Source organism: Bacillus sp. LH1 (assembly GCF_057924895.1).
Map to the genome: position 1 here is coordinate 2550001 of NZ_CM175007.1, position 21569 is coordinate 2571569.

20 protein-coding genes, 2 pseudogenes and 1 riboswitch are annotated in these 21569 nt (G+C 32.5%); of the genes and pseudogenes, 20 read left to right on the forward strand and 2 right to left on the reverse strand.

Annotation, left to right across the window (positions count from 1 at the left end):
- Positions 1–56: 56 nt before the first annotated feature.
- Entirely contained in the window at positions 57–260 is a 204-nt protein-coding gene (locus tag ACX9TM_RS13180) for a hypothetical protein (RefSeq protein ID WP_000878369.1), read from the forward strand.
- A gap of 328 nt (positions 261–588) precedes the next feature.
- On the opposite strand, the gene ACX9TM_RS13185 is transcribed toward ACX9TM_RS13180, so the two are convergent.
- A complete protein-coding gene (locus tag ACX9TM_RS13185; protein WP_000362067.1) occupies positions 589–801 on the reverse strand; it encodes a hypothetical protein in 213 nt (70 codons plus the stop codon).
- A gap of 209 nt (positions 802–1010) precedes the next feature.
- On the opposite strand from ACX9TM_RS13185, the gene ACX9TM_RS13190 reads away from it, so the two are divergent.
- The 16 genes and pseudogenes from ACX9TM_RS13190 (at position 1011) to ACX9TM_RS13265 (ending at position 17255) form a co-directional block, all read left to right on the forward strand.
- Positions 1011–2015: a DUF1835 domain-containing protein gene (locus ACX9TM_RS13190; RefSeq protein ID WP_000565687.1), complete on the forward strand. Its 1005-nt coding sequence runs from the start codon at positions 1011–1013 to the stop codon at positions 2013–2015.
- Between the two features lie 145 nt (positions 2016–2160).
- Positions 2161–2565 carry a hypothetical protein gene (locus tag ACX9TM_RS13195; protein ID WP_000282687.1) on the forward strand — a complete coding sequence of 135 codons (405 nt, stop codon included), beginning with the start codon at positions 2161–2163 and terminating at the stop codon, positions 2563–2565.
- Positions 2566–2724: 159 nt separating this feature from the next.
- On the forward strand, positions 2725–3960 hold the full coding sequence (locus ACX9TM_RS13200; RefSeq protein WP_000062123.1) for a cytochrome P450 family protein: 1236 nt from the start codon (positions 2725–2727) through the stop codon (positions 3958–3960).
- 267 nt (positions 3961–4227) lie between these two features.
- The gene (locus tag ACX9TM_RS13205) at positions 4228–5511 is read left to right on the forward strand and encodes an MFS transporter (RefSeq protein WP_000106396.1); all 1284 of its coding nucleotides are present in this window, start codon (positions 4228–4230) and stop codon (positions 5509–5511) included.
- Entirely contained in the window at positions 5501–6133 is a 633-nt protein-coding gene (locus tag ACX9TM_RS13210) for a Vat family streptogramin A O-acetyltransferase (RefSeq protein WP_065382646.1), read from the forward strand. The genes ACX9TM_RS13205 and ACX9TM_RS13210 overlap by 11 nt, the downstream gene beginning before the upstream one ends.
- Positions 6134–6203: 70 nt before the next feature.
- The gene (locus ACX9TM_RS13215) at positions 6204–6359 is read left to right on the forward strand and encodes a DUF1540 domain-containing protein (RefSeq protein ID WP_000046095.1); all 156 of its coding nucleotides are present in this window, start codon (positions 6204–6206) and stop codon (positions 6357–6359) included.
- A 180-nt stretch (positions 6360–6539) separates the two neighbouring features.
- Positions 6540–6752 (forward strand): annotated as a pseudogene (locus tag ACX9TM_RS13220) (cytochrome P450); the annotation flags it as partial.
- Positions 6753–6914: 162 nt separating this feature from the next.
- The gene (gene tnpA / locus ACX9TM_RS13225; RefSeq protein ID WP_000606464.1) at positions 6915–7316 is read left to right on the forward strand and encodes an IS200/IS605 family transposase; all 402 of its coding nucleotides are present in this window, start codon (positions 6915–6917) and stop codon (positions 7314–7316) included.
- Positions 7317–7321: 5 nt separating this feature from the next.
- Positions 7322–8401, forward strand: a complete 1080-nt coding sequence (locus tag ACX9TM_RS13230; RefSeq protein WP_000084148.1) for an RNA-guided endonuclease TnpB family protein — start codon at positions 7322–7324, stop codon at positions 8399–8401.
- A 150-nt stretch (positions 8402–8551) separates the two neighbouring features.
- Positions 8552–8887 (forward strand): annotated as a pseudogene (locus ACX9TM_RS13235) (cytochrome P450); the annotation flags it as partial.
- 109 nt (positions 8888–8996) lie between these two features.
- Positions 8997–9575, forward strand: coding sequence for a cysteine dioxygenase family protein (locus ACX9TM_RS13240; protein WP_000954442.1), 579 nt, complete (start codon positions 8997–8999; stop codon positions 9573–9575).
- A gap of 175 nt (positions 9576–9750) precedes the next feature.
- On the forward strand, positions 9751–10602 hold the full coding sequence (locus ACX9TM_RS13245) for a Cof-type HAD-IIB family hydrolase (RefSeq protein WP_063220392.1): 852 nt from the start codon (positions 9751–9753) through the stop codon (positions 10600–10602).
- A gap of 451 nt (positions 10603–11053) precedes the next feature.
- On the forward strand, positions 11054–12841 hold the full coding sequence (locus ACX9TM_RS13250) for an ATP-binding protein (RefSeq protein ID WP_001088552.1): 1788 nt from the start codon (positions 11054–11056) through the stop codon (positions 12839–12841).
- A 234-nt stretch (positions 12842–13075) separates the two neighbouring features.
- Positions 13076–15202, forward strand: coding sequence for a peptidoglycan D,D-transpeptidase FtsI family protein (locus ACX9TM_RS13255; RefSeq protein ID WP_000743775.1), 2127 nt, complete (start codon positions 13076–13078; stop codon positions 15200–15202).
- A 76-nt stretch (positions 15203–15278) separates the two neighbouring features.
- Positions 15279–15809, forward strand: a complete 531-nt coding sequence (lepB, locus tag ACX9TM_RS13260) for a signal peptidase I (RefSeq protein ID WP_063220391.1) — start codon at positions 15279–15281, stop codon at positions 15807–15809.
- Positions 15810–16067: 258 nt separating this feature from the next.
- Complete coding sequence (locus ACX9TM_RS13265) at positions 16068–17255, forward strand: macrolide family glycosyltransferase (protein WP_063220390.1); 1188 nt, start codon at positions 16068–16070, stop codon at positions 17253–17255.
- 90 nt (positions 17256–17345) lie between these two features.
- Here ACX9TM_RS13265 and ACX9TM_RS13270 read toward each other — a convergent pair whose 3' ends face one another.
- Complete coding sequence (locus ACX9TM_RS13270; protein WP_065382407.1) at positions 17346–18026, reverse strand: aspartate/glutamate racemase family protein; 681 nt, start codon at positions 18024–18026, stop codon at positions 17346–17348.
- Positions 18027–18180: 154 nt separating this feature from the next.
- Positions 18181–18296, forward strand: a riboswitch (SAM riboswitch).
- Between the two features lie 140 nt (positions 18297–18436).
- On the opposite strand from ACX9TM_RS13270, the gene ACX9TM_RS13275 reads away from it, so the two are divergent.
- The 3 genes from ACX9TM_RS13275 to ACX9TM_RS13285 are packed head-to-tail and all read left to right on the forward strand — an operon-like array spanning position 18437 to position 21489.
- Positions 18437–18985 carry an ECF-type riboflavin transporter substrate-binding protein gene (locus ACX9TM_RS13275; protein ID WP_001038210.1) on the forward strand — a complete coding sequence of 183 codons (549 nt, stop codon included), beginning with the start codon at positions 18437–18439 and terminating at the stop codon, positions 18983–18985.
- 10 nt (positions 18986–18995) lie between these two features.
- Complete coding sequence (locus ACX9TM_RS13280; RefSeq protein ID WP_063220388.1) at positions 18996–20696, forward strand: ABC transporter ATP-binding protein; 1701 nt, start codon at positions 18996–18998, stop codon at positions 20694–20696.
- On the forward strand, positions 20689–21489 hold the full coding sequence (locus ACX9TM_RS13285; protein ID WP_000556372.1) for an energy-coupling factor transporter transmembrane component T family protein: 801 nt from the start codon (positions 20689–20691) through the stop codon (positions 21487–21489). The genes ACX9TM_RS13280 and ACX9TM_RS13285 overlap by 8 nt, the downstream gene beginning before the upstream one ends.
- Positions 21490–21569: the final 80 nt, after the last annotated feature.

Here is a 21569-nt window from a genome sequence, read left to right on the forward strand (position 1 = left end):
AAGGATGTAAGCGCCTTCTTGTCGAAATGTAAATTATTATGAAAGGCGGTGACACTATGAAGTATGTAAAAGTTAGTATGAATGGTGGAAGTGAACATAAATTCTCAATGACTTTAGATCGGTTTGAAGAACTTATTACTACAGAGAATGGGATATTAGAAAATAAATTAGTATGTATTGAAAATGTAATGATTAATCCTACTAATATATCTTCTGTAGTTGAAAAAATTGGTGTACCGGCTAAGTTTATGGAAGCTTAAAATCTTTAGATAAAAAACATCCATTGAGGATGTTTTTTAATTTATAAATATGAAATTGTGCAGTGAAATTTTGAGTAGATTTTTTAGCAATGACTGTGCATATATTAAGTACCTGAACATGGTGCTTAATACATGCACGAAATAATAAGTACAAGCATATATTATGTAGTAGGACAAGATCTTCGTGTCCTACTTAATACTCAGAAAAAACCTCTAATCACATAAGAGCAGCTAATTGCAGGGTGCTCTTATTTTTTATGAAAATCTACTATGAGCCTTATTTTATAGTAGGATGCAATAATAAAGGGCTATTTTGAAATAGTGTTTTTTAGCCTTTAATTTTAAATTTATCTTTAACGTTAATAAATATTAAAAATAATATGATAGCAGAAATTAAGTTAGATAAGTAGAAATTTTGATGAAACAGTAGTTCAAAGATGACATCGAAAGTAACGAATAAGGCAATAGCAGGTAGTATGCAAATAAATATAAATCTCCAATTTTTTAAGTAATGTTTATAATTTGTAAGTACTTTATCCATAAATATAGCTCCTATATTTTTGTTTTTATATAATTATACATTTAGATACAAGGATTTTCAAAGTAAAAATATTTAGCAATTCAAAAATATAAGGAGAGCTTTTGTTGAAAATCCAGATTGCTGTAGTAATCTGGATTTGACTTTAAAGAACTATACTAAAATGATACACTATAATCTACGTTATTTTTGAAATGAATAGAGGGATTTGTGTGATAGATAAAATTAAAAATGCTGTAGAGGATATGTACGAAGATGAGGCTAAAGATTTACTTCAAAGTATTCTCATACAGTTAAACTTATTAGAAGAAAACTATAGTGAAGATACAATTAAAAATTTGATGGATATTCCGAAACAATTAACAAGTAATCCTACTTATAAAAGGAATGTAAAAGAAAGTACGCACGTACATATTGCTTTTGATGATTCAACGGCTGGTTGCTTAAAATATATGTTAAGTCAAGAAGAATTATTTGAAGAGAGTGTTGTTGCTTTTTCGGAATTTTTTTCAATTGGACCGATATATAGGTTGCATACGAATGAGGGGCAACTAGCAAGACAGGAGTGGTTAATAAATAACTTAACTGCTTATGATAGTTATTTTGAAGAAGAATATTTATCAAGATTTATAGCAACTATAGAAGAACTACATACTATTCCTGTTGAAACACCTATTACAATTTGGAAGGCTGATAATGCACATGAACATGTAGGCCTAAGTTTTGTAATAGCACAATTAAAGGATAAGAAAAACATTCGAGTTATTAATACGTCTGAAGCAAGTAGAGAAATATTAAAACAAGAGTATGATATTCGTGGAACGGGAGAATTACCACCTGAAAGTTTAGCTCTATTCCAAAAAAGTTTTATAAAGTTACCTTATTTAACTGAAGAGAAGCGAATGAAGTTTGAACATGAGTGGGATAGATTATCGGAAAGCATAGAATGTTTAAGAGTGTGGAAAGAAAATGAAGTGCATTTTGTACAAGAAGATTATTTTGATCAATTTATAATTGAATGCGCGAAAAGTGTGGGTGCTGATCGAGAGTTCCTCAAAGCTCCTAGAGTAATTGGTGAAGCACTTGGTCTTGTTGAACAATTGGTTGGAGATACATTCTTAGAATATCGCTTGAAACAATTAATTAAACAAGAAGTATTTGAATTTGAAGGTTCGTTAGATGAAATGCGTTTTTATAGTGTGAAGTTAAGGAAATAATAAACACATTCTATTTTTGAAAGGCTCGTATTTTTAATAATACGAGCTTTTTAAGTTGAATTTGGGCTATACATAAGCTTCCTAGAGAGGGCATATCACATATGAATGATAAAGGTAATGAATGAAAAGAAGGTGATTTGTTAATATGTATAACCAACAAAATTATCCATATGATCAAGCGATGTATTATAATCCACAAAACTACGGGTATGAACCTACAAATGAAGTGAGAGATATTGAACAAGAAGATTACAGACCAGATGATGCGGAGGATGCTCCAACGTCACCACCACCGTCACAAGCGCCATCGTTACCGTCTACATTTGCTTCTCCAGCACAACCAGGCAATATGAAATCATGGATGTGTAACTGTTTAGGAAGATGGGGCTATTTACGTTTACATCGTCCTGGACCTTTTGGAAGGGATTTATGGTTCTTTCCGACTGAAGTGAGAAGAAACGGAGTATCAGGTTACACTTGGCAAGGTGGTCGTCGTCGTAAAGTAAGTTATCGCTATCAACAAATTAGTAATTTTATGTGCTTCGCATAAAGAGAGGTGGGAAAGTGAAACGATTTTACTTTCTCACTTTTTTATTTTTCAATATACGAAGTAAGATTTTGATTAAAAATTTACAATTTTCACGTTTTTATTAGAGTATAATGCATATGTTGGTTGGTTTTCAAAAACAAATGAGAGTGAGGGAATACAATGTCAATGAAAAACAAAGTTGGGTTAAGCATAGAGGATGGCATTAATTTAGCTTCAGCTCAGTTTAAAGAAGATGCGTATGAAATTTATAAAGAATCGCGAAAAAAACAACCTATATTATTTGTAAACCAAGTTGAAATCGGTAAAGAATGGCTCATTACTAGATATGAAGATGCTCTGCCACTTTTAAAAGATAATCGTTTAAAAAAAGATTGGACAAATGTGTTTTCTCAAGATATAAAGAACATGTATCTTTCCGTTGATAATAGTGACCACTTAACAACACATATGCTAAATTCAGATCCACCTAACCACAGTCGTTTACGATCTTTAGTTCAAAAAGCTTTTACACCGAAGATGATTGCACAATTAGACGGAAGAATTCAGAGAATAGCAGATGATTTGATAAGTGATATAGAGCGAAAAGGTACATTAAATCTTGTGGATGATTATTCATTTCCATTACCAATTATTGTAATAAGCGAGATGCTCGGTATTCCAAAAGAAGATCAAGCGAAATTTAGGATTTGGTCTCATGCTGTTATTGCATCACCAGAAACACCTGAAGAAATAAAAGAGACTGAAAAACAACTATCTGAATTTATTACATATCTTCAATATTTAGTTGATATTAAAAGAAAAGAGCCAAAAGAAGACTTGGTGAGTGCTTTAATACTTGCAGAGAGTGAAGGGCATAAACTTAGCGCTCGGGAACTATATTCAATGATAATGCTATTAATTGTCGCAGGACATGAGACGACAGTGAATTTAATTACAAATACGGTATTAGCACTTCTTGAAAATCCAAATCAATTACAGTTATTAAAAGATAATCCAAAACTAATTGATTCGGCTATTGAGGAAGGATTGCGTTATTATTCTCCAGTTGAGGTTACAACTGCAAGATGGGCAGCGGAACCTTTTCAAATTCACCATCAAACAATACAGAAAGGAGATATGGTTATTATTGCATTGGCTTCAGCGAACCGTGATGAAACAGTATTTGAAAATCCAGAAATATTTGATATTACACGGGAGAACAACCGTCACATTGCCTTTGGTCATGGTAGTCATTTCTGCTTAGGAGCTCCACTTGCGAGGTTAGAAGCAAAGATTGCTATTACTACTTTGTTTAATCGAATGCCTGAACTACAAATAAAAGGGAATCGTGAAGAAATTAAATGGCAAGGTAACTATTTAATGCGTTCTTTAGAGGAATTACCTTTAACTTTCTAGAATAGTTAAAAGGAGACATGCATACATCGAAAATGATTTACATAGAGTATGTATGTGTTATTTAAATTCGAAACGGAAGGGTGAAGACATCCCAATGATCAACTAATTCTATTTGTAAGAGATCTTCGTTAAAAAACGAAATATTCTTCTGAATAGGGTTAGTCTGTACATTTATAGAAAAGGGATGTATTTCGCTCTGCGAATATATAGTCTTTTTATATGATTTGTGCTGCCTCCTGTTCAGAACATGAAATAGGAGGCTTTTTTATGTCGACAAATGTAGTAACGAAACAAAACAATGGGGTATCACAAGTATTAAAAAATCGGTTTGTACAAGGGATTTTAGCATCAGCATTATTTTTACAAATAGGAATATGGGTTCGAAACTTTGCGGTATTACTATATGTAATGGAAATGACAAAAGGTGATGCTTTTGCTATTTCTATGATTTCAGTTGCTGAATTCGCTCCAATTTTTATTTTTTCATTTATTGGCGGTACCTTTGCTGATAGGTGGAAGCCAAAGAAGACAATGATATGGTGTGAAACGTTAAGTTCCATTTCAGTATTCGCTGTATTAATTACGCTTATGTTTGGAACGTGGAAAATTGTGTTTTTTGTGACACTCATCTCTGCAATCCTTTCACAGTTTTCACAACCATCTGGAATGAAGTTGTTTAAACAACATTTATCAACGGAACAAATTCAATTAGCGATGTCTATATATCAAACGATATTTGCAATATTTATGGTATTAGGACCAATTCTAGGGACATTTATCTTTCATAGTTTTGGAATTTATATTTCAATCATCATAACAGGAATCTCGTTTTTACTTGCGGCAGTTGTATTGTTATTTCTTCCGAAAGATCTTGAAAACGACGTAGAAAAGAAAGATATCACTCTGCTGCAGGAGATGAAGGATGGTATTAAGTATGTCAAAAAGAAAAAAGCATTAACTTTGCTAGGGCTTTGCTTTATGGCTGCAGGACTAGGTATAGGATTAATTCAACCATTAGGTATATTTATTGTGACTGAGCAGCTAGGATTATCAAAAGAGAGTTTACAGTGGCTACTAACAGTAAATGGTGCGGGAATGATTGTTGGCGGAGCATTAGCAATGGTATTTGCGAAAAACGTTGCTCCGCAAAAGATGTTAATTATCGGTATGCTTGGTCAAGCAATTGGTATTGGCATTATAGGATATTCTACAAATTTATGGGTGACACTTACAGCTCAGCTTTTTAGTGGCTTAGCTCTTCCTTGTATCCAAATTGGTATTAATACGCTTATTATTCAAAATAGCGATACCGATTTTATAGGTCGTGTAAATGGTATTTTAAGTCCGCTATTTACCGGTTCAATGGTAGTAACGATGAGTATAGCTGGCTCATTAAAAGAGATGTTTTCATTAAGTATGATGTATGAAGGGACGGCTTTACTTTTTATAATTGGATTATTGTTTATTTTACCTATATACAATTTAAAGCCAGTAATAGCGGTAGAAAGTGAAATAAGTGGTAAAGGAAGTGCTGTACAAAATGAATCCTAATCCAAATATTAAATACCCTATTGAAGGAAATCAAAACGTTCAATTTATAAAAAATACAATAACAAAACCTAATATACTTGTTGGTGACTATTCTTATTATGATGCGAAAGATGGAGAAACATTTGAAAATCGAGTATTATATCATTATGAATTTCTTGGGGATCGCCTTACTATTGGAAAGTTTTGTTGTATTGCATCTGGAGTTAACTTTATTATGAACGGAGCGAATCATCGGATGGATGGATTTTCGGCATATCCATTTAATATCTTTGGAAATGGGTGGGAGAAGTATACACCTAGTTTGTCTGATTTACCTTACAAAGGCGATACAGTTATAGGAAATGACGTTTGGATTGGTATGGACACAACTATTATGCCCGGAATAAAAATAGGAGATGGTGCAATCATTGCAGCTAAATCTGTTGTGACTAGAGACGTCGCACCATATACAATTGTTGGTGGAAATCCAGCAAATAAAATAAAAGAGAGATTTTCAAATGAAATAATAGAAGAATTATTACAAATTCAATGGTGGCATTTTGACATTGAAAAAATAACTGAAAATATAGATGTGATTGTACGAGGAGATATTGAACCATTAAGAAAGCTAAAAAGGGAATAAAAAATGCATGACAAAGAGTATCATACCTCCGAATTTTGTTAATGATAATAGAACAAGGAGGTGTGATACTATGGCACAAGACGTTTTATGTGAAGTAAATAACTGTAAATTTTGGGCGAACGGTAATAAATGTAGTGCAGAGGCAATTTACGTAGTAAGTCATAAAGGTAAACATGCATCTACAACGGAAGAAACAGATTGCAAAACTTTCGATCCAGAAGTGTAAATGTTTGAAGGGTAGCCAAATCGTGGTTGCCCTTTTATTAATTATAGTATTGATAATAAATATCATTTTCATTCATTATTTTTAACTTTTCTTGTTATTTTTTCATATTTTTTCATAAGTGATGTAATCCAACTCAATTCATGTTCAATTCGTGATTTACTAAATTCAATGACTTCAGTAATAACCGATGGGGAAATTGTAACCTTTTCATTAGGTTTACTAGCGGCTGGGAATGAAACCACTACAAATTTAATTATTAATAGCTTTTATTGCTTTTTAGTAGATTCACCTGGAATTTATGAAGAGTTAAGAAAAGAACCTAACTTAATTTTAAAAGCGATTGAGGAAGTATTACGCTATCGCTTTCCTGTTACATTGACCCGGAGGATTACAGCCCTTTCCGAACGGGAAAGCCCATCGCCTTTAGGCATGGGATGAAAGTGAGGTTGGATACGGAGTACCACTAAAAATCGCTAAGTTTGTGGTACTTTAAGTATCCAAAATATTGGTATCTTTTGTGGTGTAGTTTAAAAGTAAAACTGATACAATGTGAATATGATAAATGATTATAGAAGAACCAAAACAACTGTGTCATTAATTAACTACCATTTTGTGTTTTGCCCGCGATACAGAAGAAAAATTTTTCTTAACACAAAAGTAGAAGAACGTTTCAAAGAGTTGGTTCAAGAAATATGCGGAGAAATGGATGTTGCTATTGTCGCAATGGAATGCGACAAAGACCACGTTCACTTGTTCTTAAATACACTACCAACACTTAGTCCTGCTGACACAATGGCGAAAATTAAAGGAGTGACATCGAAGCGTTTGAGAGGAGAGTTTCCTCATCTTCAACACTTGCCAAGTCTATGGACACGTTCCTATTTTGTTTCTACTGCTGGAAATGTATCGACTGAGACAATTAAACAGTGTGTTGAAAATCAAAAGACGAGGGCGTGAAAATTGTGTCACAAACAATCACAGTCAAAGTTAAATTGCTTCCAACAAAAGAACAAATTCAGTTATTGGAACAAAGTAGCTATGAGTATATCAAAGTCATTAATACACTTGTATCTGAAATGGCTGAAGCGAAGAAGAGCACTAAGAAAAGTACAAAAGATGTTGAAGCGAATCTTCCAAGCGCAGTGAAGAACCAAGCAATTAAAGACGCTAAAAGTGTGTTTTCTACAAAGGTGAAAAAAAGTAAATACAAAGTTATTCCGATTCTAAAGAGACCTGTTTGTGTATGGAACAATCAAAACTATTCGTTTGACTTCACGCACATTTCAGTTCCACTCATGGTAAATGGAAAATCCACTCGCTTAAAGGTTCGTGCTTTATTAACTGATAAATATAATCGCAATTTTAATTTGTTAACACACAAGTTAGGTACACTTCGTATCACGAAGAAATCTAATAAGTGGATTGCTCAAATATCTGTCACAATTCCTACAAATGAAAAAACAGGAACGAAGATTTTAGGGGTAGATTTAGGTCTTAAAGTCCCTGCGGTAGCCATCACAGACGATGAGAAAGTTCGTTTCTTCGGCAATGGTAGACAAAACAAATATATGAAACGTAAGTTTCGTAGTGTTCGTAAGAAGTTAGGTGAAAATAAGAAATTAAATGCCATTCGACAACTTGATGATAAAGAACAAAGATGGATGCAAGACCAAGACCACAAAGTAAGTCGTGAAATCATTGACTTTGCAACTGATAATAACATTTCTGTTATTCGTTTAGAACAACTAACGAATATTAGACAGACGGCAAGAACAAGCCGTAAAAACGAGAAAAATCTACACACTTGGTCATTCTATCGTTTAGCACAATTCATTGAATACAAAGCGAATTTAGTTGGTATTAAGGTAGAATATGTGAACCCTGCTTATACAAGTCAAACATGTCCGAAATGTTCTGAAAAGAACAAAGCACCAGACAGAAAATACAAGTGCCGATGTGGATTTGAGAAACATCGTGATATTGTTGGGGCGATGAATATTCGCTACGCAACTGTGATTGATGGTAACAGTCAATCAGCCTAAGATGCTATACGCACTGTCTTAGGAGGGGCAATGAGATGCCCTCATCTTGAAGTCTGTTCAAAACAGAAATGGACTGCGAACGTTTAGTCATTCAAGAATCCCACCCGTCAATCCGTAAGGATTAGGGCTTGCGACTTTAGTCGTGGGAGTCTCAAAGAGGATACAAATATATTTGGTCCTTTCATGAAAAAGAATCAGATGATTGTTGCGTGGGTTAGTGCAGCGAATTTAGATGAGAAAAAATTTTCACAAGCCTCTCAATTTAATGTACATCGAACAGGAAATGAAAAGCATTTAACCTTTGGGAAAGGTCCTCACTTTTGCTTAGGAGCACCACTTGCACGTTTAGAAGCTGAGATTGCATTAACTACCTTTATAAATGCTTTTGAAAAAATAGAGCTATCTCCATCTTTCTGTTTAGAAAAATGTATATTGGAAAATGAACAAACATTAAAATACTTACCTATTCGATTGAAAGCCAAATAAAAATCTTAACAAGGTGCATACATTTGCATCTTGTTTTTTTGTTTCTCAATTGTGAGTTTTCGGCAATTACCTTAATATGGAATTGTATAAAACGTAGAGGAGGATTCTTATGTTGACTTGTAATGGAAGTAAATCATTTCAAAAGTTTATTAAAGGTGTTACAAATCTTATGGAAAACGGTTTATTTGAAGAAGAAATAGTGTGTGGCATTGAAAAGTTACTAGAAGAACTTTTAGAAAAGAAAACATGGCTTCCGTTAGATAAACAGAAGGCCAATTTGACTCAATATGCACGACATTTATTGTATGAAGATCCGCTCAAACGTTTTGAAGTACTAGCTCTCGTATGGAAAGATGGACAATCTACACCTTTACATGACCATGACGGCACATGGGGAGTAGAAGGCGTTTTTTCAGGAAGGATTATGGTGAAGAACTTTATACAAACGAAACAACTTGGAAATTCACTTGTTTATTTAACACATACAGGAAATCTTTATTTGGGAGAAGGAGAAACAGATAAAGTAATTCCACCAGCGGATTGTCATATTCTTGAAATTAGTAAAAATGAAAGCGTTATTACGATTCATGTCTATGGAAAACGGCTAGAAAAGTTTAAAGTATATATCCCAACTGAAGAAAAAAATGTGTACATGTGTGAGACAAAATACATTAGTTATAATTCATAGTTTAAAATCCAAAGCTTTTTTAAAAGGAAAAGCTTTGGATTTTATTTTTAATTATTTCTTGACCTGAAACGCTTTTCATAAATTATAAATAAGAAGTACCTCACGAGGATTGTATGAAAACGATACCTAATAATTAATTAGAACTCGTGTATTTATAGAAAGTGGTGAAGAAATAATGAAATTAATCGCAATTGATTTAGATGGAACTCTTCTTTCGGGGAATAAAATGATAAGTAAAGAAAATGCAGAAGCAATTCGAACATGTCAAGAAGCTGGCCATGTTGTAGCAATTTGTACAGGACGTTCTATTGTTGACATTGAGCGATTATTGTTAGAAGTTAATTTAGAGTGTCCAATCATTGCGGAAAATGGGGCTCTTATATATAAAGATAAAAAAATGATGAAGAGATATCCGATTCAAAATATGCAGGCACTTGAAATTGTAGAATATCTTGAAGAGAATGGTTTATATTATCAGCTTTATACTGATAAAGGTGTGTATGTACCGGATTATGGAGTAGAGAGTGTACGTAATGAAATTGAGTATGTGAAGAATTCAAAAGAAAATTTCGACTTGAAAGAGTTAGAAACAATCGCAGCATTATATCTTGAGCATACAGCGTTTCATAGTGCGGAAAGTTGTAAACCAATTGTAGAAACAGATATACATGTGCATAAACTATTACCATTTTCTTATGATATTGAGAAATTAAAAAAACTAAAAGAAACATTTCTTGATAATACAGATTTAGCAATTACATCTTCATATTGGCACAATTTAGAGATTAATCATCGAGATGCTCAAAAAGGGAATGGATTATATACTTTAGCAGAACATCTTAATATTCCGGTTGAAAATACTGTAGCGATAGGTGATGGCCTAAACGATGTTTCTATGATGGAAAAAGCGAACATATCAATTGCAATGGGAAATGCAGTTGAAGAAATAAAAGCAATGTGTAAATACGAAACGTTATCAAATGAAGAACATGGTGTGGCACATGCTTTATATAAATATGTAATGTAAATAAAAAAGAAAAAAGAATCCAAATGGATTCTTTTTTCTTTTTTATTAGGGGTAAGGTATTCTATGAGATTCATAGAAGCCTTATTACATTTTATTATATAGAATATATTGGAATAAATGTTTATATTTTTCATAAAAATTGTGAATATTTTATGAACTTTATACTTATTGCATGTTTATACCGCTATTAGTAACGTGTATGACTCTCGAGTAAAAATTCAGTGAATGTAAGAAGGAATTCAAGTTATCTAGATAATAAGTGAGGAATCAACGAAATATATACTAATTAAAGGTATATTCAGTATATATATTCTTTTCTTGTTTTAATTGAAAAATAAAATTTGTTCGAATAATTATTCTACAGCTATATACCTACACTAGCTTTCTTCGTATAATGGAGAAGTATGAATTTTAGATTTGTATTAATTTTACATATTGAGGTGAAAAAGGAATGAATTCGCGGCTAATGGAACTTATTGATGTGAGTACAATAGAAACCATGGCAGAACAATTTTATAAATTAACTAACATATCACATCAACTTCTTGATGCTGAAAAAGAGTGTGTTTTTTCATTCGGAATGAATGAGATAAAAAAGAGTAAACTTCCAAAGATTGAAATCCCCATTTTCTTATACAATCAACATTTAGGATCTTTTGTTGTATGGTCCAAAAAAAGTGAAATTTTCAGTTGTCAAAAATACTTTGAAATGCTCTCAAGTTTAATTTTAGATGGTGCAATAAAAGTATTTCAAAGTAAAAATACAACGTTGCTTTCTCGGAAAGAAGAGGAACTACATACGATTTTACAAAACATGCCTGTTATGGTCGATGCGCTTGATTATAATGGAGATTTTGTTTTGTGGAATCGAGAATGCGAAATTGTAACAGGTTATACCGCTGAAGAAATAATTGGAAATCCCAATGCACTGCAATTATTGTATCCTGATCATAATTATCGCCATCAAATACAAAAGAAATTTTTAACTTGTGGAAAAAATTTCAGAGATTGGGAAATGCACTTAACATGTAAAAATGGTGAAATCAAAACAATAATGTGGTCGAATATATCAGAACAGTTTCCTGTAACAGGATATAGTTATTGGGCTGTTGGTGTAGATATTACACATTTAAAAGCGATAGAAGAGCAGTTAAAACAACAAACATCTGAACTGGAATTAATTTTTAAAGCTTTACCAGATTTATGTTTCTTAACAGAAGATGATGGCACAATTATAGATTACAAGGCAGGATCTCCTACAAAGTTTTACGTACCCGCAGAAGCTTTTATGGGAAAAAAGTTTTACGAAGTATTACCAACGTCAGTAGCACAGCAGTTTCAGGAAGCCATTAATCAAGTGAAGGAAAAAGGAACGAATGTAATTGTAGAATATCCACTCACACTTAATGGAAGTATTGATTTCTTTGAGGCTAGGTGCTTACCATTATTACATGATAAAATTATGATTATTGTACGCGACATTACAGAGCGAAAAAAAACAGAAGAATTGCTAAATAAATCAGATACGCTTGCAGCAATTGGTCAATTAGCAGCTGGCGTGGCTCATGAAGTAAGAAATCCTTTAACTGTAATTAAAGGTTTTATACAGTTATTTCAAATTAATAAAGAAGATCAAGAAAGATATTTTGATCTTATGCTTTCTGAAATTGAAAGGATAGAAGCAATCCTGCAAGAATTTCTATCAATCGCTAAAACAGATGAGATAAATACAGAAAAGAAAAATATTTATCGAATTTTTAAAAATGTCGTATCGTTAATGAATACAAAAGCAATTATGAAAAATATTCAAGTTGAACTATTTACGGATGACAAAGATATAATTATTGAATGCTCAGAAAATCAATTGAAACAAGTATTTATTAATATTTTGCAAAATTCAATCGAAGCTATGCCAAATGGTGGGGAAATTTCAATTCACATAAAAGAAATAAATGATGATGGTGTCATCATTCATGTAATAGATGAAGGAATAGGAATACCTGAAGAAAGAATTAAGAGATTAGGTGAACCTTTTTATAGTACGAAAGAAAAAGGGACTGGTATTGGATTAATGTTAAGTTATAAAATTATTGAAAGTCATCAAGGGACAATTAGTATCATGAGCGAGGTTGGTGTCGGGACAACAGTAACTATTTACTTACCGAAAGTACTAAGTAAACAATCTCTTTCTAATTGTGACGACAAATGTATAGCAATACGCACTAGTAGTAATTCTTAAATCAATTAATACCCAATAACAAAGCGATTAGTGAAAACTAAGCTTTTTGTTATTGGGTATTTTTTATATTTAATTTAGTAAACTTTACCTTTTCTTTACCTTTGTTTTAATTTCTATTAAGTTTTAAACATTATATTAATATTTGTACAAAGCAATGTATAGAAATTGTACATTACTTTTAATATAGAAATGTGATTATTATTTGAAATATTGTAAGGAGGAGATTATGACAAGGTGAAAAAGCAAGAGAAGAAAAGTGGTAGAGTAGTACCTCTCCGGTTAAATATTTTATTCCTTTGTGTATTTTTATTATTTTCTGGCATTATTATTCAGTTAGGGAAAGTGCAAATTTTTGATGGAGAAACATATAAAAATGAAGTAGAAAAGAGAGAAAATGCAACCGTGGGCCTTTCTGTACCACGTGGGAAAATATTTGATCGTGAAGGAAATCCAGTAGTTGATAATAAGTCTTTACGTACGATTACATATACAAAGGTGAAAGGTGTAAAACAAGAAGAAATATTAAAATCAGCAAGACAACTTGCAGATATTATTGAAATGCCACAAGAAGATATAGATAAGTTAACTGAGACTGATAAGAAAGACTTTTGGATGCAATTAAATCCAGAACTTGCTCAAGACTTAGTATCAAAAACAGAAATAGATAAGTTCAGAGATAAGGATATTACCGGAAAAGAGCTAGACAAAAAAATAGAAGATTTAAAAAGGAAACGCGTTACAGATAAAAATCTTCAAGAACTAACGGCTAAAGATATAGAAGTGTTAGCTATTAAAAGTAAAATGACCTCAGGTTTTCAAATGGCACCTCAAATTATTAAAAAGGACGTTAGTGAACAGGAATATGCGGTGATTAGTGAAAATTTAGCGAACCTTCCAGGAGTAGACGCATCAGTTGATTGGGAGAGAATCTATGTAAATGATGGATTATTCCGTTCTGTCCTTGGTAACGTTTCAAATGCTGATGAAGGATTGCCACGTGAACGATTAGATTATTATTTAGTGCGTGATTATAGCCGAAATGATAGGGTCGGCAAAAGTTATATCGAACAGCAATACGAAGATGTACTTCATGGTACAAAAAAAGAAGTAAGAAGCATTGCTGATAAACAAGGAAATACTATTAGAACGGAAACGGTTTCGGAAGGGAAAAGCGGTAAAAATTTAACTTTAACAATAGATATGGAATTGCAAAAAAAAGTAGAGGAGAGCATAGAAAAAATATTAAAACAATATAAAGGATCAGAATCAATGTTAGACCGTGCTTTCGTAGTGATGATGAATCCGAAAAATGGCCAAGTATTATCAATGGCTGGGAAAAGGCTTGTAGAAAAAGACGGGAAAATGGAAGTTGAAGATTATGCTTTAGGCACGCTGACAAGTTCATATGAGCTTGGATCAACGGTTAAAGGTGCGACAGTGTTAACAGGGTTTGAAACAAATGCAATAACTCCTGGAACACATTTTTATGATGCACCTATGAAATTTAAAGGAACTAAGGAAAAGAAGTCTTGGAAAAATTTTGGTGATATAGACGATCTAAGAGCGTTACAAGTTTCTTCAAACGTTTATATGTTTAATATAGCATTAAAAATTGCTGGCGTGGGTTATGTGAAAAATAGTTCACTAGATATTAAACAAGAATATTTTGATAAAATGAGGTATTATTTCAGGCAATTTGGACTAGGCGTACAAACTGGTATTGATTTACCAAATGAAACCGCAGGACAAATTGGAAGAAAAGATAATCAGCCTGGTTTCTTATTAGATTATTCTATTGGACAATATGATACGTATACACCACTTCAGCTTGCACAATATATTTCGACTATCGCAAATGGAGGGTATCGAATGAAACCACAAATTGTTCAAGAGATTAGAGAACAAACCGTTCAAAAAGATGAGGTTGGTAAAGTAGTACAATCAATAGAACCCGTTGTTTTAAATAGAATCGATATGAAACAAGAATATATTAATCAAGTAAAAGAAGGATTTAGAAAAGTATTTCAAGAGGGAGATGGAACGGGAGTAAGAGCATTCCAAAAAGCACCATATAAACCAGCTGGTAAAACAGGGACCGCACAAACTGTATATGGTGGAGAAAATGAAATTGGGCGAAATGCGAAAGGTGATCGTAGAGAATGTTATAACTTAACATTGGCTGGATATGCGCCATATGATGATCCAGAAGTAGCATTTTCTGTTGTAGTACCATGGGTTGAAAATGATAAATCGGGCATTAACTCCGATATTGGAAAAGAAGTTTTAGATGCTTATTTTGATTTGAAAAATAAGAGATTAACTGGTGAAGCGCCAAAAACAGATGCCTCTAAAGAGAATTAAAATGTACGAAACGTCTCTAGCATTCCTGTAAACTAGAGGCGTTTTTATCTGGGAATAGATTAGAAATGGGGTATATATGAAGCTGTTTATTCTAAAATATTGGAGGAACATATGTAGCTACATATTCATTATAATAGGGGTTATTTTTATTAATAAGTCCTTTTTATTTTGTATGGTAGAAGGAATTTCGATGCAACCTACTTTGAATGAAAAAGATTATATACTTGTTAATAAGGTAAACGTCTGTTTATCGTCTTTTCATCATGGAGATGTTGTCATTATAAAAAAAGAAGACGCGCCTACTTACTATGTGAAACGAATTATTGGATTATCGGGGGATAACATACAACTAAAAGAGGATGAGGTATTTATTAACGGTAAAAAGCGTGATGAGTCGTATATACATTTAGATATGTCACAAGTATCCAATCGTTTTTCAAATTTTAGAGAAATAAAAGTTCCTACGCATAAATTATTTGTGTTAGGTGATAATCGTAATCATAGTAAAGATAGTAGGAATACACTTGGACTTATTGATGAGTCAAATATAATAGGTAAAGTAGAAATGATATTTTATCCATTTGATCATATAAAATGGATAAAATAATTCTATTAACGATTCACGTTTTATAAAATCAATCATATATTGATAGCATAGGACAAGCAGAAAAGCTTGTTCTAACCTCACAGAACACTCCTTATCACGGTTAGGCATCTACATAGGTAGATGCTTTTTTTATGTTGATGACTGAAAATTATTTATCAATATAATGTAGCAAGCATATTAGGACTATTAGGGGGAGATTACTTGTACAAATAACAGTATGCTTAATTAAAACAGTGAAATGTAAGGAGTGAGGAATAAGTGCTAAATATTTTAGTAGTTAATTTTCCAGCAGAGGGGCATGTAAACCCTACATTAAATTTAGTAAAAGCCTTTACTGAACGAGGGGATAATGTACATTATATTACAACGGCAAACTTTAAGGATAGAATTGAAGATTTAGGAGCTACTGTACATACTCATCCGGATCTATTAAAAGAGATTTCTATTGATGCTGAAACCTCATCTGGGTTAAATGCTTTCTTTCATGTGCATGTTCAAACTTCTTTATATATATTAGAAATTACGAAACAATTATATGAAAGTATAAAATTTGATTTCGTAATTTATGATATATTTGGCGCAGGAGAGTTAGTAAAGGAATATTTACAAGTTCCAGGTGTAGTGTCCTCACCTATATTTTTAATTCCGCCAGAATTTTTGAAGACATTACCTTTTCATCCAAATGCAGATATGCCATTTCAACCAGAGGAAATCTCTGAAAAATTACTAAATCAGATGGAACATAAATTTGGAGTAAAACCAAAGAATAATCTTCAATTTATGAATAATAAGGGTGATGTTTGTCTCGTATACACAAGTCGTTATTTCCAACCTAATAGCGAATCGTTCGGGGAAAATAACATTTTTATTGGACCGAGTATTTCAAAGCGTAAAACAAATATAAAGTTTCCACTGGAATCACTTAAAGAAAAGAAAGTTATTTATATTTCAATGGGAACACTGCTTGAAGGACTCGAACCATTCTTTAATACTTGTATTGATACTTTTTCAGATTTTGATGGGATAGTTGTAATGGCAATTGGTGATAGAAATGATATTTCTAAAATTAAGGAAGCACCAGATAATTTTATAATTGCTCCATACGTACCTCAATCAGAAATATTAAATGAAGCAGATGTTTTTATTACACATGGCGGTATGAATAGTGTACACGATGCCATTCATTATAATGTCCCATTTGTAATAATACCGCATGATAAAGATCAGCCAATGATAGCGCAAAGATTAACTGAGCTTGAAGCGGCACATAGATTATTGAAAGAACATGTTAATGTACACACTTTAAAAGAGGCCGTAACAGATGTACTTTCAAATGAAAAGTATAAATATGGTATAAGAAAACTTAATGATAGCTTTTTAGAATGTGGTGGTTCAAAAGAAGCGATTGCAGTTATTGAATCTCTTTTGAATAAAGTAAAACTTTAATTGGTGGGGCTTTACTGCCTGCAAATAGCGGGATAATTAGTCGTAACTGTATACAAGCATAGAGGTTCTCACCTTTATGCTTGTGTATTCTTATCCAGCAAATTGTACAGCAGTATTTGCATGTAAAAAAGCAGTATCAAAAACGGGAACAGCAAGATCATTTTGGGAGATGAGTAAAGGTATTTCAGTGCAGCCTAATAATACACCTTCAGCGCCGTTTTGAATTAATGATTTTGTAATTTGTAATAACCTTTTTTTAGATGTTTCTGAAATGATCCCTCTACTTAATTCATCTAATATGACATGGTGGATAAAAGTTCTTTCCTCGTCATTTGGGATAATTGTCTCAATGTTATATTTCGCTAATCGTGATTTATAGAAATCTTGCTCCATCGTTTGTTTTGTTCCTAATAGTCCGATACGTTTTATATTCTGTTCTACCATTTCTTTAGCACTTACATCACCAATGTGAAGAAGCGGGATAGATATTGCTTGTTCTACCTCCTCGGCAAATAGATGTACAGTATTTGAACACATTAATAAACATTCAGCCCCAGATTTTTCAACTTTCTTTGCAACTGTAACTAGTTCATTTTTCACTTCTTCATATTGATGGTTTTGTAATAAAGTAGTTACTTCACCAAAGTCCATACTATATAAAATTAGCTTCGCATTTTGATCGTATTGAGAGAGTGTAAGTGTATTAATATGTTTATAGTATAATGATGTAGATTCCCAACTTAATCCTCCAATCAAACCAATAACTTTCATAATGCATTCCTCCCCGAAACGATTTTGAATTCATTATTTCATAATTCCGATAAGAATACAATGATTTAAATGCGCTATTTAATAAAAAATAAAAATAGTAAGAAAAGTGTTGAAATTTACATTCTTTAGTGCCATAATACGAATTACAAATTAATACTTATCCAGAGAGGTGGAGGGAACGGCCCTAAGAAACCTCAGCAACCCCTATGCAATTTTATAGGAAGGTGCTAATTCCGCAGAGGACACGATGTGTTTTTTGAAAGATAAGAGGATTCTTGAAAGTGAAAGAAAGTGACCTCTTATGTAAGAGGTCATTTTTTTGTTGTATAGAAAGGGAGTGTCGATGCATAATTCATTTTTAAATTAAATATAGAGTAATAAAAGTTGACTAATATGAGAGGGGAATTGTCATGAATAAATTATCAACAAAGTTAGTAGTAGCAATCGGTATTGGAGCAGCATTATACGGGATATTAGGACTTTGGGGATTTTCTATTGCACCGAATACATTTATTAAACCAGCATTAGCTATATTAACTGTTTTTGGAGCATTATTTGGTCCAGTGGCAGGACTGTTAATCGGACTTATCGGTCATACCGTAACAGATACGATTGCTGGATGGGGTATTTGGTGGGGATGGGTTATTAGTTCAGGAATTATTGGTTTTTCAATGGGGCTTATTCAAAAAAGAGTTGGTTTTAGTGTGAAAAACGGGTCGTTTAACAAGGGGGATATTTCTTATTTAGCAATTACTGGGCTAGTTGGTATTGTCATTGCTATTATATTTGCTGGGGCATTCGATATTATTGTGATGGGAGAACCATTTGACAAAATTGTTATACAAGTATTAGGAGCAACAATTTCCGATGTCATCGTTTTCTTAGTACTTGGATTGCCACTTACAATTGGTTTGGCGAAATCCAATAAGAAACATACACATTTAAAAATTGAAAAGTAGGGATGTTAACATGCAACCAATTATTTCGTTTGAACAATTCACCTTTCAATATGGGCATGCTGCGCAGCCTACTTTAAGTGATATTACCTTTCATATATACCCTGGGGAAAAAGTGCTAATTGCTGGACGAAGTGGTTCAGGAAAGTCGACATTAGCTCATTGTATAAATGGGCTAATCCCATTTTCTTACGAAGGGAATAGCACAGGTAACGTTTTAATTGCCGGTAAAGACCCAAGGGAAGGAAGTATTTTTGAACAAAGTAAACAGGTAGGAACAATTTTACAAGATCAAGATGCTCAATTTATTGGTCTGACAGTAGAAGAAGATGTAGCTTTTTATTTAGAAAATGAATGTGTAAAGCAAGATAACATGAAAAAGATTGTTTCGGACTCATTAAGAAAGGTGAAGATGCATACGTTTCATAAACAAAGTCCACATGAATTATCAGGAGGTCAAAAGCAAACAGTTTCTCTTGCTGGTTTATTAACAACAAATGCGGATATATTATTGTTCGATGAACCATTAGCGAACTTAGATCCACTAAGCGCCATACATACGATAGAACTTATGAAAGATATACATGAGCAGTATAATAAAACGATTGTTATTATCGAACATAGGATAGAAGAAATTTTAAAACTGGATTTAGACAAAGTTATATTAATTGATGAAGGTAAAGTCATTGCGATGGGAACACCAAAAGAAATCTTAGCGTCAAATATATTACCACGTATTGGCTTAAGAGAGCCTATTTACATCGAAGCATTAAAGAGATTACACTTTGATTGTAATAATGACGTAATATATCCAATGGAAAACCTTCAAAAAGAAAAGGTAAGCAACGTTATAAAAGAGTGGATGGAGAAACAAGTCATATTAGAAAGGAATGCTAAAAACAAGGAATTACTTAAAGTGGAGAATTTATCATTTTCATACCCTAATAAACAAAAAGTATTAGAAAATGTAAACCTTTTAATATATGAAGGAGAAATTGTGGCACTGTTAGGACATAATGGAGCAGGGAAATCCACATTAGCTCATAGTCTTATAGGTATAAACAAAATGAAAAATGGGAAAATTGCGTTAAAAGGTGAAGATATTAGTTCTTGGTCTATTCGTAAACGTGGGGAAATCATATCTTACGTGATGCAAAATCCAAATCATATGATTACACAGCCTACTGTTTTTGAAGAAGTTTCATTTACATTAACATTACATAATTTTTCTAAGGAAGAAATTAAGAATAAAGTAGAAGGGATTTTAAAAATTTGTGGCTTATATCCATTTCGTAATTGGCCAATTCAAGCACTAAGCTATGGGCAAAAAAAGAGACTAACAATCGCATCTGTATTAACAACAAATCCTAAGCTTATCATATTAGATGAACCGACAGCGGGACAAGATTATTATCATTATAAACAATTTATGTCGTTTATTAAAAACCTAGCTAAAAAGGGAATTTCATTTGTTGTTATCACTCACGATATGAATCTCGCGCTAGAATATACAGACCGTGCAGTAGTTCTACATGAAGGGAAAATTATTGCGGATAACACAGTGTTTGATGTATTAGGCAATCAAGAAACGTTACAAAGAGCCAACTTAAGAGAGAGTTCTTTAACCAAGCTTATTAAATTTAGTGGGATTGCATGTCCAGAAAAATTTATGGAGCTTTATTTAGACAGTACTAGGAGGGAGGAAGGTGCATAGTACATATTTTCATCGTATGGATGGGGTAGTGAAATTGTTTTTATTTATTTTTTGTATGACGCTTACTTTTTTGTTTTTTGATTTTCGGGTGTTGCTAATATTATTTATTATTGGGTGTATCGGACTCAGCATTGCTAAAATTCCATTTCGTAAAATTTTAATTGTTTTTAGTGTCATATTTACATTTAGTTTATTAAACTCTGTCATGATTTTATTTATTACACCAACTCATGGATCTGAATTAACTGAATCATATACCGCGTTTTTACATGTTGGATATGCAACGATTACATATGAAACATTATTTTATGCAGCTACACTTTCATTAAAGTATTTTACGTTATTACCATTTACACTTCTTTTTATTTACACGACAGATCCAAGCGAATTTGTAAGTAGCTTAAGTAAACTTGGTATTCATTATAAGATTACATATGCAATAAATATTGCACTACGTTATATTCCTGACATCCAGTCTGAGTATAAAATTATTAAACACGCGCAAGAAGCGAGAGGAGTGGCTTTTGAAAAAGGAGAAGCAAGTTTATGGGTTCGTATGAAGAACCGTGTTTTAATTTTCTGGCCACTAATCATTCATTCTCTAGAAAGAATAGATACGGTTTCAAATGCAATGGATTTAAGAGGATTTGGAAAGAAGGATAAACGTACATGGTTTTATACAAGTAAGGCGAAACGTGAAGATTTCATCGCTTTATTTGCCGGTATTTTCATATTTATTGTTGCGGTATATTTAAAATTAAACGTATTTCAAAACTTTTGGTATCCATTTTAAAGCACTCTTTAAACGAGTGCTTTTACTTATTTTTATGTAGACATGCTCAAAAAAGGGATATATACATAATGTATAATACG

What these genes read in the sequence shown, in the direction of transcription:
- ACX9TM_RS13180 (WP_000878369.1), top strand. Translation starts at nt 57, where the DNA reads ATGAAGTATGTAAAAGTTAGTATGAATGGTGGAAGTGAACATAAATTC.
- ACX9TM_RS13185 (WP_000362067.1), bottom strand. Translation starts at nt 801, where the DNA reads ATGGATAAAGTACTTACAAATTATAAACATTACTTAAAAAATTGGAGA.
- ACX9TM_RS13195 (WP_000282687.1), top strand. Translation starts at nt 2,161, where the DNA reads ATGTATAACCAACAAAATTATCCATATGATCAAGCGATGTATTATAAT.
- ACX9TM_RS13200 (WP_000062123.1), top strand. Translation starts at nt 2,725, where the DNA reads ATGTCAATGAAAAACAAAGTTGGGTTAAGCATAGAGGATGGCATTAAT.
- ACX9TM_RS13205 (WP_000106396.1), top strand. Translation starts at nt 4,228, where the DNA reads ATGTCGACAAATGTAGTAACGAAACAAAACAATGGGGTATCACAAGTA.
- ACX9TM_RS13210 (WP_065382646.1), top strand. Translation starts at nt 5,501, where the DNA reads ATGAATCCTAATCCAAATATTAAATACCCTATTGAAGGAAATCAAAAC.
- ACX9TM_RS13215 (WP_000046095.1), top strand. Translation starts at nt 6,204, where the DNA reads ATGGCACAAGACGTTTTATGTGAAGTAAATAACTGTAAATTTTGGGCG.
- tnpA (WP_000606464.1), top strand. Translation starts at nt 6,915, where the DNA reads ATGATAAATGATTATAGAAGAACCAAAACAACTGTGTCATTAATTAAC.
- ACX9TM_RS13240 (WP_000954442.1), top strand. Translation starts at nt 8,997, where the DNA reads ATGTTGACTTGTAATGGAAGTAAATCATTTCAAAAGTTTATTAAAGGT.
- ACX9TM_RS13245 (WP_063220392.1), top strand. Translation starts at nt 9,751, where the DNA reads ATGAAATTAATCGCAATTGATTTAGATGGAACTCTTCTTTCGGGGAAT.
- ACX9TM_RS13250 (WP_001088552.1), top strand. Translation starts at nt 11,054, where the DNA reads ATGAATTCGCGGCTAATGGAACTTATTGATGTGAGTACAATAGAAACC.
- lepB (WP_063220391.1), top strand. Translation starts at nt 15,279, where the DNA reads ATGAAGCTGTTTATTCTAAAATATTGGAGGAACATATGTAGCTACATA.
- ACX9TM_RS13270 (WP_065382407.1), bottom strand. Translation starts at nt 18,026, where the DNA reads ATGAAAGTTATTGGTTTGATTGGAGGATTAAGTTGGGAATCTACATCA.
- ACX9TM_RS13275 (WP_001038210.1), top strand. Translation starts at nt 18,437, where the DNA reads ATGAATAAATTATCAACAAAGTTAGTAGTAGCAATCGGTATTGGAGCA.
- ACX9TM_RS13280 (WP_063220388.1), top strand. Translation starts at nt 18,996, where the DNA reads ATGCAACCAATTATTTCGTTTGAACAATTCACCTTTCAATATGGGCAT.